The organism is Olivibacter sp. SDN3 (assembly GCF_014334135.1).
Taxonomy (GTDB): domain Bacteria; phylum Bacteroidota; class Bacteroidia; order Sphingobacteriales; family Sphingobacteriaceae; genus Olivibacter.
On sequence record NZ_CP060497.1, the window covers coordinates 594,122 to 606,831 of the forward strand.

Annotated in this window: 9 protein-coding genes; 8 read left to right on the forward strand and 1 reads right to left on the reverse strand. The window is 39.6% G+C overall.

Annotated features, from left to right (window positions below; genetic code table 11):
• Complete coding sequence (locus tag H8S90_RS02500) at positions 1 to 3,633, forward strand: metallophosphoesterase (protein WP_187341040.1); 3,633 nt, start codon at positions 1 to 3, stop codon at positions 3,631 to 3,633.
• A 5-nt stretch (positions 3,634 to 3,638) separates the two neighbouring features.
• The gene (locus H8S90_RS02505; protein WP_187341041.1) at positions 3,639 to 5,984 is read left to right on the forward strand and encodes a GAF domain-containing protein; all 2,346 of its coding nucleotides are present in this window, start codon (positions 3,639 to 3,641) and stop codon (positions 5,982 to 5,984) included.
• Here H8S90_RS02505 and H8S90_RS02510 read toward each other — a convergent pair.
• On the reverse strand, positions 5,981 to 6,835 hold the full coding sequence (locus tag H8S90_RS02510; protein ID WP_187341042.1) for a phosphatase PAP2 family protein: 855 nt from the start codon (positions 6,833 to 6,835) through the stop codon (positions 5,981 to 5,983). The genes H8S90_RS02505 and H8S90_RS02510 overlap by 4 nt on opposite strands.
• A gap of 217 nt (positions 6,836 to 7,052) precedes the next feature.
• Between H8S90_RS02510 and H8S90_RS02515 the strand changes: the two genes are divergently transcribed.
• The 6 genes from H8S90_RS02515 (at position 7,053) to H8S90_RS02540 (ending at position 12,648) form a co-directional block, all read left to right on the forward strand.
• A complete protein-coding gene (locus H8S90_RS02515; protein WP_187342885.1) occupies positions 7,053 to 8,834 on the forward strand; it encodes an ABC transporter ATP-binding protein in 1,782 nt (593 codons plus the stop codon).
• A gap of 141 nt (positions 8,835 to 8,975) precedes the next feature.
• On the forward strand, positions 8,976 to 10,097 hold the full coding sequence (locus H8S90_RS02520) for a redoxin family protein (protein ID WP_222852221.1): 1,122 nt from the start codon (positions 8,976 to 8,978) through the stop codon (positions 10,095 to 10,097).
• An 85-nt stretch (positions 10,098 to 10,182) separates the two neighbouring features.
• Entirely contained in the window at positions 10,183 to 10,683 is a 501-nt protein-coding gene (locus tag H8S90_RS02525) for a GNAT family N-acetyltransferase (RefSeq protein WP_187341044.1), read from the forward strand.
• Positions 10,676 to 11,167 (forward strand): MarR family winged helix-turn-helix transcriptional regulator, encoded by a 492-nt coding sequence (locus H8S90_RS02530; RefSeq protein ID WP_187341045.1) that lies wholly within the window; start codon positions 10,676 to 10,678, stop codon positions 11,165 to 11,167. The genes H8S90_RS02525 and H8S90_RS02530 overlap by 8 nt, the downstream gene beginning before the upstream one ends.
• 3 nt (positions 11,168 to 11,170) lie before the next feature.
• Positions 11,171 to 11,647 (forward strand): GNAT family N-acetyltransferase, encoded by a 477-nt coding sequence (locus H8S90_RS02535; RefSeq protein ID WP_187341046.1) that lies wholly within the window; start codon positions 11,171 to 11,173, stop codon positions 11,645 to 11,647.
• A 101-nt stretch (positions 11,648 to 11,748) separates the two neighbouring features.
• The gene (locus H8S90_RS02540; RefSeq protein WP_187341047.1) at positions 11,749 to 12,648 is read left to right on the forward strand and encodes a DUF1338 domain-containing protein; all 900 of its coding nucleotides are present in this window, start codon (positions 11,749 to 11,751) and stop codon (positions 12,646 to 12,648) included.
• The last annotated feature ends 62 nt before the right edge of the window (positions 12,649 to 12,710 follow it).

The following is a 12,710-nucleotide window of genomic DNA, read 5'->3' on the forward strand; positions in this document are numbered from 1 at the left end:
ATGAGTTGCTTAAAAACCACCCTATTAAGAACCCTAGTTTTTATACTGGTGTTGCCCGGCATCCGTGGCCTAAGGGCTCAGGATTCGATCGCTCATCGCGTGATTTTTGTAGGAGATGCCGGAGAGATCAACCACCAACAGGAAACCATTATACCAATGGCGGCCGAGTTAAGCATACCCAATAAAACGACGGTATTGTTTCTTGGCGACAATATTTATCCACGAGGGATGGGGCTCGAAGGTGCACCGGAAGAAACAGACACACAAGATATCTTACGGTCGCAATATGAGCCAATGCGTGCAAAAAACATCCCGGTGTATTTTATCCCTGGCAATCACGATTGGGATCGCATGGGAAAAAAAGGGCTTGCAAAAGTAATCGCCCAAGGCAAATTCCTAGAAACCCAACAAGATTCTCTATTAAAGCTTATTCCTCCCAATGGTTGCCCTGACCCTGTTGAAATTCCGCTTACAGATGACCTGGTAATAATTGCATACGACAGTGAATGGTGGCTATTCCCTCACGAAAAGCAAAACACCGCTATCGAATGCGACTGTGAGACTGAAAAAGACGTGTTGGAAAAAATGGAAGAACTACGCTATAATAACCGCGATAAAACCATATTATTGGCTTCTCATCATCCGTTCGTCTCCTATGGAGTACACGGTGGCTATTACTCCTGGCAAGATCACCTTTTCCCTTTTACCGTGTTAAATAACAAACTGTTCATCCCTCTTCCGGGCTTAGGCTCCTTATACCCGCTTCTGCGGTCAACCGTATTCCTCAACCCTGAAGATATGCAGCATCCCGCGTATAAAAAATTGCGCGAAGAGGTAACGGATGTATTCGAGCAATTTCCGAATATTATTTATGTTGCGGGGCATGAACACGGTTTGCAATTAAATAAACAAGGAGATATTCTACAGGTGGTGAGTGGTGCAGGGGCCAAACACACGTATACGAAAAAAGGGAAAAACACCCTTTTTGCGGCATCAATGCAGGGTTTCGTGGTCGTTGACCAGATGTTAGATAAGCGTGTACGAATTACTTATTACACGTATGCCAATCACTCCATTAAAAAATCTTTTTCCTATGTTAAACCATATGTTGAGCAGGAGCAACAGCTCGAACCACTGGAAGGCGGCAACCTAACAGCAGACAGCATAATTACACAGGCAAATCCACGTTACAATAAAGTTGGATCGTTCCATCGCAAACTTTTCGGCGAAAATTATCGCAAAGAATGGGCTGCCGACACCAAGCTTCCAATCATTAAAATATCCGAAATACACGGTGGTTTAAAACCCTTAAAACGTGGTGGCGGGATGCAATCTGTATCTTTAAGACTCGAAGACTCTACCGGCAAACAGTGGGTCATAAGAAGCGTAAATAAAAATTCCGAAAATTTACTGCCAGAAGAACTTCGACATACTTTTGCGGAAGACTTTCTAGATGATGCGAACAGTGCCCAACACCCCTATTCCGCATTGATGGTTCCGCCCATTGCTCATGCCGTAAACGTTCCTCATGCAAACCCTATTATCGGCATTATTGCTCCAGACACCGCATTAGGTGTATATAATAAGGTTTTTGCCAACACCATGTGCCTGCTGGAAGAGCGCGAGCCTTTGGGCGACTCAGACAATACGATTAAGATGCTTAAAAAAGTAAACAATGACAACGACGACACCTATAAAGCAAAAACATTCTTAAGAGCCCGATTAGTAGATCTATTGATAGGTGACTGGGATAGGCATGAGGATCAGTGGCGCTGGCGAGATGTAAGTAATGATGGAGATAAAGACTATTTGGTAGTGCCCAGAGATCGGGATCAGGTATTAAGGCTAACGGAAGGCTTTTTCCCGAAAATAGCCTCCAAATCCTGGGTCTTGCCCACCCTACAGGGATTTAACAGTCAAATAAAAAACATCCACTACTCTTTATTTAAATCCGACTTCCTCAACGCTCATCCTAAAGCGCAGTTCAGCTACGATGAATGGATGGAGATTGTTGATAGTTTTGTGTCGGATATTACCGACAGCGTTTTATTAGAAAGTGTAAAAAGACTGCCGATTTCAAGCTATCAAATCAGGCATGAAGAATTATTCGACCAACTAAAACAGCGAAGGGATGCCATTCCTTCGGCAATGGCAAAACATTATTACTTCATCAATAATATTGTTGACATTAAATTGAGCAACAAGCATGAACAGGTACGAGTTGAAAGCACCGAAGATAAGGCTCTTCGTGTGATTGTCCGCAAAATAAATAAAAATGGAGAAGTTAAACGTAAGTTAATGGATAAAACCTACTTACCATCGCTCACAAAAGAAGTGAGGATTTACCTGGGTAGCGGCAACGACAGCGTTTATATAGCTAATAAAGATGCCGATATCAAACTTAGAGTAGTAGGAGCGGGAGGAGATAAAGATTATAACATTCGGGAGGCAAAGCGTAACATACACCTTTACGACCCTGGTAAATATGCCACCTTTACCCAAGGCACTGATAAACTAAAAAAACATCTGGCAAACGATAGTGCAAATACTTCCTTTGTGCCCGTTAACCTATATAATGTGTGGCTGCCGCTGATAACAGCTGGTTATAATGCGGATGACGGCATGCTGCTGGGTGGCGGGTTCAAATACACACATCAAAGAGGATTCCGTAAGACTCCGTTTACAAACACCCAACAGGTGTTATTCTCAGGAGCATTCGCAACTGGAGCATTCAAATTAAGGTATACCGGTCATTGGAAGAACCTTCTTGGGAAAGCCGATTTCATTATACATGCTAATGTTTTTGCTCCAAATAATACGCAGAACTTCTTTGGTCTAGGTAACGCATCTGTTTATGATCAAGAAAACTATAGTATAAGACATTATAGGGCCCGGTTTAGCTTATATGAGCTTCACCCATCGCTTCAATGGTCGTTAAATGACAATACTGTTTTCAGTATCGGGCCGACATTGCAATTATACTACTACGACCCCAGTGACAATGAAGGCCGTTTTATTAATAATAGTGATTTATTGCATAGCTACGACAGTTTAACGATAGATAGGACTAAAAGCTTTAGCGGTTTAAGGACCCATTTTTACAAAGACAGTAGAAATAACAAGGTTTTAACTACACAGGGAGGATTTTTGGATGTTGAACTGTTAGGTACATATGGTCTCAACCGTTATTCCAGATCATTTTTACAGGCCAAAGCGACGATAGCGCTCTATGGGAACATAGCAAATGAGGCGATTGTATTAGCTAACCGGATGGGCGGGGGTACGACCATAGGAAAAACCGCCTTTTACCAATCGTTATTTTTAGGAGGACATGGTAATTTATGGGGTTTTAGGCAATATCGTTTTGCCGGGGAGCACTTATTTTTTAATAACTTTGAAGCTAGAATTAAAGTAGCTGAAATAGGCAGTTACATTATTCCAGGCCAGCTTGGTTTAATAGGTTTCTATGATATTGGAAAAGTATGGGCTTCTGGACTCAACGATAAAAGGATGCATCAAGGAGTTGGCGGAGGAGTGTATTATTCTCCAGCAAAGATTGCGCTTTTTCAACTTGTAGCCGGTCACTCCAATGAAGGATGGTATCCCTATATTTCACTAGGCGCACGTTTTTAAAAAAAATGAAAACACAATTATTCAATATAATCGAGCATCAGAAAACCGCTGCTTTTGATAAGCTCCAGACAAACTTATCGTTTAATCATTTTATTAAACACTTAGAAAAACTGGTAAGTGAAGGCGAGCAGGGTAAACATGAACTCTTTCAGTTTGTGGTGGAAAGGTTTGTCGAGGCCAAAAAAAAGCATGGACCCATCCAGGAAACCAACCTTGCAGACTACCAGACAGAACTATATTACACCTATAATTTACTGGTTCCAACACTTCATAATGAAAACCAGACCTTATGGGCACTAGCTTTGCCTTTAGGGAAAAAAATATTCTACGGAACTGACGCTTTTTATAGCCTCTTAACCCAAAATTCCTGTGAAGATCAAATACGTCTGAAAGTTACCGGCAAAAATGATGACCATGAAAAAACCATCCTGCAGTCGATCTACGCATTGATACTCGACAGGCTCTATCATATCCCGCTTTTTGAAAGTGATAGTATAGTGTGCGCTTATATCAATAATGATACCGGACTACCTCAATATTTTGCCATAACGATTGATAACACTTTTGTAACCGTAAAAGCAAAAAACAAATTGCCTCCTCTCAATTATGCCGCACTAAGGCAGAATAAAATGCAGGTAGACTGGGGAATAATGCTGGAGATACTGCCTTTAAAGCATTTTGAATTCGAAGGTTTTTCTATCATTACCCTGTCTGATATTACCTTAGACCATGTTACGGAGAATATAAAGAATATCATTATTAATAGCTCCGACAATAATTTTGCTTCCAATTATGAGGTACTGCAGGAATCACTCAAAATTCTTATGGGTAATCCCCATATAAAATTTGGTATATCTCCGCTTTTGCAAGTTAACGGAAAACCGCTCATAGATCACGCTTTTATGTATGGAAGTGTACTTTCCGATTTATTGCAAAGCAAAGAGGACCTGCACAATCAAGAAAAAATCACGGAAGAATATCTTAAAAACCCACAAAATCTAGTTTATAATATTGGAGCAGAAATTGAGAACAGTGATTTCGAATTTCTTGGTGATCTTTCTGATTTAGGCATTACTTCGTATGTATGTATGCCTTTATTCTACAACAACAACGTCACAGGAATACTCGAAATATATACTGAAGACGGCCACACATTTGATAAAACCAGTATTGCTAAACTGAGGCGCACCTCTGCTTTACTTGCTCAACTTCTTTATGATCAGGCTAATTATTTCAATGCAAAAATCGAGACAATAATTAAGGAAAAGTTCACGTCGCTGCAGCCCGCAGTACAATGGAAATTTAACGAAGTAGCCCTTGAATATCTCAGGAAAGTAAAACCTGATCAGCCTAAGCCAATAATTGAAAACATTCAGTTTAAAGACGTATTTCCACTTTATGGTGCAGTTGATATCAGAAACTCCACCATTGAACGTAACAAAGCACTTATTGCCGATTATCGATTACAGCTGAATTTCCTGTTAAAAGTATTAGCGGAAATAAAGCACATTTTTAGTTTAGCAATTATCGATGAAGTGAACTTTAATTGTGTGCAATGGCTGGAAAGATTAGACATTACTCCCGTTGACAGTTTACAACTCAAGCTAAATGAATTTTTAGAAAAAGATGTACCGCTTGTTCTGGATCATTTTAAAAGGGGTAATGCCGGCTTGACAACTCTTATAAATGATTATGAAAATGAAACGATTATTGAAACAGGGTTATTTCATAGCCATCGCCGATCTCTAGAAGCTTCCATGGCAACGATTAATACGGCTGTAAATGGCTATCTCGATTTACTTAATCTGGAGATTCAACAATCTTACCCTTGTTATTTTGAAAAGTTCCGGACGGATGGCGTAGAATACGATATTTATATCGGTCAATCCATCGCACCAGACAAGCCATTTAACTCCCTTTACGTAAAAAATGTGCGTTTATGGCAACTCTCATCGATGGCTGCCATAGCAAAGATCACTAATAGTTTACTTACGCAAATGGAGACACCATTAGAAACAACACAACTTATTTTTGTGAATTCCAATGAAATTGATATCAGTTTTAGAGTGGACGAAAAAAGATTTGATGTTGAAGGTTCTTATAACATCAGATATCATATTATAAAAAAGAGGATCGACAAGATACATATAAAAAATACAAATGAACGACTCACGCAACCGGGTAAGATAGCACTGGTTTATTATGACAACAAAGAAAAGGCAGCGTATTTAAATTACATTAGCTACCTACAAAATAAACAGATATTGTTAACTGATTTAGAAGAGCTGGAATTGGAAGAACTGCAGGGCATCAGTGGCCTAAAAGCGATGCGTATAGGCGTAAAATTCTAAAATCTACCTACAATACTTAGCCCCCCCAAAGTTGGGGTCATATTCCAGGAAATCTTATCTTTCCTCTTGAGTGGGTTATCATATTTATTCTTTTCCATACGTTGAATGATTGATTTTGTACAGAACCACGATATTGCTCCGCCAAACGCCATATCCGAAACCCAATGGGAATCTGAATACATACGGCTAACCAATGTAACCCCTGCTGTGCTATAAAACAGTGCTTTTAACCACGGCTTTTCTACTCTATTCGCTAGTACAATTGCGCTTACAGCAGCAATTTGTATATGTCCTGAAGGAAACGAATGATAACCTGCTTCTGGAGAGAACGGATCAAAGCCCCATGGGCCGACTTCGGTAGCAGGTCTTGCCCTTCCTATAGCCGTTTTCATAAAGGTTTGTACGGCCCCACTGGTAAGGTAAGCTGTGGCCAGTATTAAGCCGGTTTCCCTCGCCCATTCGTTTTTGAATACCAAACCCGTAAGATAAAAACCTCCGGTCATAATAAAAGCAGCATAAGGTTTTCCATAATGAAACCCGGCTCGTTCGACAGCGTCCCAAGCACCTGAATTCCTATTTTGCCAGAAACTACGTACAGGCTTGTCAGCCAGTGTCAGCAAAGCAGTTCCTGCGACCACTCCTCCCGCTTTCAGCCAGTCGTCGCTTTTCCACCTTACCGGTGAAATAACTGTATGTACTACCCCATCTGCAAAACGAATAGCATCATGTGTTACTTTTTTTTCTTCCTTTGCTAAAGAATCTGAAGAAAAAGAGGAGCAATATGCCTTTGGGGAATTCCATAAGACAAACAAAATAATGATTAAAAGTAGCGGCCTTATTTTTAGTTCCATAATAAAATCATCCGATGTAAAGAATGGCCAAAGTTAAGTATTTACACGTATACAACAATAAGTTGATATTCAGACAACAATTTTATCATGCTATTAGTGCTATATTTAACCCGTTTATAAAACCATTATACTGTTCATCTATTGGTGAATAGAACAAGAACATTCCTGATTAATCTGCTCTTATATGAGCAGATTAATCATGTTCAATAAGAAAAATATGCGATTATTACTGAAATATCTTAGCCGACATAAGTGGCTTATCTTGCTAGCATTGTTGTTAGCTTCCGTCAACCAAATTTTCTCCCTTTTGAATCCATATATACTGGGTAATGTATTAATAGACCCTTATGCAAATAAAGCGCAAGAATTTAGAGAAAGGGGAGCAGATAGTACTTTTTTTAAAGGAATTACCATCGGATTATTGATGATAATCGGCGCCGCAATGGTTTCCAGGATTGCCAAGGCATTTCAAGACTATGTGGTGAATGTGGTTATCCAAAAGTTTGGTGCAAGGCTCTATACAGATGGGTTAAGACATGCCTTAAGGCTTCCTTTTCAAGATTTTGAAGACCAGAGAAGTGGCGAAACACTTTCCATACTCCAAAAGGTACGCGCCGATTGCGAGAAGTTTATTACCAATTTTGTTAATGTATTATTTGCCACATTAGTTGGAATCGTATTTGTTGTAATTGTTGCCTTTAAACTTAGTCCACTACTACCCCTGATCTATCTGGTTGGCGCCGTGGTGCTATCTATTCTGACAAGTTTTCTCAGTAGAAAAATTAAGACGATACAGCTCAACATCCTGAATGACACTACTGCGCTTGCCGGCTCCACTACAGAATCGCTCCGTAATATAGAATTGGTTAAAAGCTTGGGCCTTACGCAGCAGGAAATTGGCAGACTCAATGACACCACCATGAAGATCCTTAAACTTGAACTTAAAAAAGTGAAACGTATACGATCTGTTAGCTTTGTTCAGGGCACCTTTGTAAATTTTCTTCAACAATGTATTATGTTTACCTTGTTATTCTTTGTATTCCGAGATAAAATAACGGTTGGACAAATGATGATGATGCAGTTTTATTCTTTTTTCATTTTTGGTCCTCTGCAAGAACTTGGAAACGTCATTATGTCTTACCGCGAAGCGGAAGCCTCTTTAAATAATTTACAGCGCTTACTTAATAAAAAAGTAGAATACCAGCCCACGTCTCCAAAAAACATACATAGCATTACACAGCTTCGTTTTGAAAAAGTAACTTTCCAACATCAATCAGCTAACCAACCCGCTCTTCAAGGTATCTCTTTTAAGGTAAAGCAAGGAGAAACGATTGCTTTTGTTGGCCCCTCGGGAGCAGGAAAAACAACTTTAGTGAAATTGCTTGTTGGACTCTATCATCCTACCGATGGCCACGTATATTACAATGAACTCTCCGATAAAGAAATTGATTTTGATGAACTGCGGCATCAAATCGGATTTGTTACGCAGGATACCCAGCTTTTTTCGGGAACCATCAAAGAAAATCTGCTATTTGTAAATCCTACAGCCTCCGAGGAACAGATGTACGACGTTATCAAAAAGGCCTCTGGTCAAAGCATTCTAACACGTGCAGAAAATGGTTTAGAAACCGTTATCGGGGAAGGAGGATTAAAATTATCCGGCGGAGAACGGCAACGCTTATCTATTGCCCGTTCTTTACTAAGGCAGCCGCATTTAATGATTTTTGATGAGGCCACTTCTGCGTTGGATTCCATAACGGAAGATGAAATATCAACTACCATTCGACATATTACTTCTCAACGTCAACATATGACCATTATGATTGCTCACCGTTTGTCGACTATTATGCATGCGGATAGAATTTATGTGCTCGAAAAGGGACAAATAATAGAAACTGGCAGTCATCAAGAATTGCTGGAATCGAAAGGTTTATATTTTGCGATGTGGCGACAACAGATAGGCGAAAGAAAAGAGGATCTTACTATCTCCAGCTACTAAACCGTACAAACGCTTTCAGCATAATAAGCGGTTGATTTGTTATTTATGATTTATTTCGTTAGCTTGGTATAAGCTGCGGCGCAGCACAAACCAATTCATTATAAATAAATCTTATGCGTTATGAAATGCTTTCTAAAAAACATGGTTTACTGTTCAATTGCTATCTTCTTTCCGGCACTAAGCAGCTTTAGTACCATATCCCAGCAAGACAAACAAGAAGAAACTGCTCTTCAGATCAATGATAAGGCGCCTGATTTTTCGTTGATTGGTACGGATGACAAGCAATACAGTTTAAAAGACTTTGAACAGGCAGACATATTGGTAATCATTTTCACCTGCAACCATTGCCCAACCGCCCAAGCCTATGAAGACCGCATCATTGACTTTACCGAGACCTATAAGGATAGCGGAGTGGCTGTGGTTGCCGTATCGCCTAACAACCCACAGTCCGTGCGTTTGGATGAATTGGGCTATAGCGAATACAATGATACATTGGAAGAAATGAAGATGCGCGCAGCAGATAAACAATATAATTTCCCCTACCTATACGATGGCGATCAACAACAGATGTCAAAACAATATGGTGCGGTAGCTACGCCCCATGTTTTCATTTTTGATAAAGAGCGCATACTCCGTTATAAGGGGAGGTTTGATGACAGGGAAAATCCACGGGAAGTAGAAAATCACAATACCATAGACGCTGTTGAGTCTCTTTTGGCAGCGCAGGAGATTACGGTGAAGGAAACAAAAACTTTTGGCTGCAGTGTTAAATGGCTGGAAAAAGAAAGTGGTGTAAAAAAAGCGGATGAAGATTGGTCAAAAGAGCCCGTTGCCATGGAAATGATAGATACCGCACAGATAGCCTCTTTATTGAAGAATGACTCCGACAAGATGCGACTGATTAACATATGGGCTACCTGGTGCGGACCATGTGTTACTGAATTCCCAGATTTTGTTGTCATTAATAGAATGTACAGAAACAGACCCTTCGAGTTTATAACGATAAGCGCCGATCACCCTGATAAATCTGACCCCGTATTAGCATTTCTAAAAGAGAAAGGAGCTGCCAATAAAAATTTCCTTTTCAATAGCAAGAATAAATATGAGTTGATAGAAGCCATTGATGAAAACTGGCAAGGCGCGTTACCTTATACCCTGCTCGTTGCCCCGGGCGGCAAGATTCTTTATAGCAAACAGGGTGAAATGAACCCACTTGAAATGAAGAAAAAAATCTTAGAACATATTGGTCGATATTATTTTTGAAAAAAGATTCTGACATAGGAATTACATTTTTATGCGATATATACGTAGTTAACTACGTAGTTTTGCAGATATATTTTTATTTACAATGTATCAGATAGAAACGTTAAACAATCAAGATATTGATCAGATCATCAACCTCATTTTGCCCATTCAGCAAATAGAACATCATATTGCTGTTGATATACAAGACCAACCAGACTTATTGGCCATCGAGCACTATTATCATCATGCGGGTGGTTGTTTTTGGGGCATAAAGCATAACTGCGAAATAATAGCAACTATCGCTTTGATTAAGCTGCCCAGCGATCAAGGTGGTGTAATTCGCAAAATGTTTGTGAAAAAAGAATACCGAGGAAAAGAACTGGGATTGGCCCAAATGCTACTAGCGCATCTGATCAACTACGCGCAAGAAATAAAACTAAAAACCTTATATCTTGGAACAGTACATACGCTCCGGGCGGCAATACGTTTCTATGAACGCAATCACTTTGTACAAATAAACAAAAATAATTTACCATCTAATTTTCCGATAATGGAAGTAGATGATGTTTTTTATTCACTGCAATTAAACACCGAAAATGAGTAATGTAATTGACCAATCGGGATTGCTGGCTATTTCTACTCGCCTGCAACGATTAAGTGATATGCTTAGAAAAGATGGGCAAAAGATATATGCATCATACGGTATAGATTTCGAACCCAAATGGTTTCCGGTAATCTATACCTTACATCAAAAACACCCATTAAGTGTATTGGAAATAGCTACTGAAATAGGTTATTCACATCCATCTACCATTAGCCTTCTAAGGGAGTTGGAAAAGAAAAAGCTGATTCGATCAAAACGTGATAAAGAAGACGAAAGAAAGCGGCTACTTATTCTTACGGAGAAAGGCAGGTTGTTGATCAACCAGATGCAGCCGGTATGGCAAACGATGGTTGCTGCTCTTACTGCTCTTACCAATACTGAAAATAACCTTATGAACGCCATTGACGAGGTGGAACAACAAATGAACGTACAAAGCTTTTATCAAAGAGCCCAATCTATAAAAAACACAAGTGATAACCATTAAAACATGAACCTTAGAATTATTAAAGAAAGTGATAATAAAACCTTAGCGAATATATTAAGGAAATCACTCGAAGAATTTAACATTCCTAAAGAGGGCACTGTTTATACAGACCCTGCCACAGACAACCTCTATCAGCTTTTTCAACAACCAAAAAGCATTTATTATGTTGCCGAAGAGGGAGAAACAATACTGGGAGGATGTGGTATCTATCCGACGGAGGCTTTACCCACAGGCCATGCAGAACTCGTAAAGCTTTACCTGTCTGCACAAAGCCGGGGTAAAGGCATAGGCAAAATGCTATTGGATAAATGTTTTGAAACGGCCCTTAGTTTCGGGTATACACACTTGTATCTAGAATCATTTCCGCAATTCACAAAAGCTGTTAATATGTATGAAAAAGCTGGTTTTAAAAAGCTTTCACACCCACTAGGTAATTCCGGGCACTATGCTTGCAACATCTGGATGGTTAAGGAACTCTAGTATATTTTCAGCACGAGCTATACACAAAAGAAGTTTAGACGCAGAAAACTTATCCCAACTGAAATTTAACTATCTTTACCTTATACCAATAGGCATAATTTATGGACCGTATTAAAATATTAGATTGCGTTTTAGATGGTTTGATGAATAGATATAAACAGCGTGTTCCTGACGTAGAGGGTATTTTATCTGCTATGCGAAATGAGCAAATAATTAAAGATGATGATGCTATAGAGAATGATCATATTGCTTTTAGGACAATAGGTGTACCTCATCTTGGTATACAGTCGTTTGAAAAGATTTTCACCCATTACGGTTATGAAAAACGTGACTACTATCATTTTCCTTCCAAGAAGCTAGATGCCTATTGGTATGCTCCCCCCACAGATAAACATCCTCGTGTTTTCATAAGTGAGCTAAGGGTAAACGAGCTGTCACACACTGCGCAAACCATCATAAGAAGTTACACTGCTGAAGTAAAAAGCGACCCTGTAGATAAGCTAGATTTAAATGATGTACAGGTCGTTGACCAATTTCTACATAGCCCACTATGGCGTGTCCCAACGTTGGAAGACTACAATAACCTTGCTAATGAGAGTGAATACGCTTCTTGGGTTATCTACAACAGGTATTACTTAAATCATTTTACCATTAGCATCCATAACTTACCGAAAGGGTACAACGATATTGCATCTTTTAACCGGTTTCTGGAAAGACATGGATTTAAACTGAACACTTCGGGTGGAAAAATAAAAACGAGTCCGGATGGTGGATTGTTGCAAAGCGCAACGGTTGCTGAAATGATTGAAGCTACTTTTGCAGACGGCCAGCAACAGAAAATATCGGGTTCTTATGTTGAATTTGCAGAAAGGCGGGTTCTTCCTGAATATGCAGACCTACCAGCCGATCAGCTAAAGCGCCATCACCGCCGAGACGGCTTTGAAGCGAATAACGCTGATAAAATCTTTGAAAGCACTTATCGTTCGCAGACAAAATCATAAGTGAAGTTCAAAAAAAAACGCATAGCTATATAGGTGAAATTTATACAGCTATGCATCAGGTA

Bases quoted from the DNA above. Each gene is read 5' to 3' on its own strand.
- H8S90_RS02500 (WP_187341040.1), top strand. From the start codon at position 1: ATGAGTTGCTTAAAAACCACCCTATTAAGAACCCTAGTTTTTATACTG.
- H8S90_RS02505 (WP_187341041.1), top strand. From the start codon at position 3,639: ATGAAAACACAATTATTCAATATAATCGAGCATCAGAAAACCGCTGCT.
- H8S90_RS02510 (WP_187341042.1), bottom strand. From the start codon at position 6,835: ATGGAACTAAAAATAAGGCCGCTACTTTTAATCATTATTTTGTTTGTC.
- H8S90_RS02515 (WP_187342885.1), top strand. From the start codon at position 7,053: ATGCGATTATTACTGAAATATCTTAGCCGACATAAGTGGCTTATCTTG.
- H8S90_RS02520 (WP_222852221.1), top strand. From the start codon at position 8,976: ATGGTTTACTGTTCAATTGCTATCTTCTTTCCGGCACTAAGCAGCTTT.
- H8S90_RS02525 (WP_187341044.1), top strand. From the start codon at position 10,183: ATGTATCAGATAGAAACGTTAAACAATCAAGATATTGATCAGATCATC.
- H8S90_RS02530 (WP_187341045.1), top strand. From the start codon at position 10,676: ATGAGTAATGTAATTGACCAATCGGGATTGCTGGCTATTTCTACTCGC.
- H8S90_RS02535 (WP_187341046.1), top strand. From the start codon at position 11,171: ATGAACCTTAGAATTATTAAAGAAAGTGATAATAAAACCTTAGCGAAT.
- H8S90_RS02540 (WP_187341047.1), top strand. From the start codon at position 11,749: ATGGACCGTATTAAAATATTAGATTGCGTTTTAGATGGTTTGATGAAT.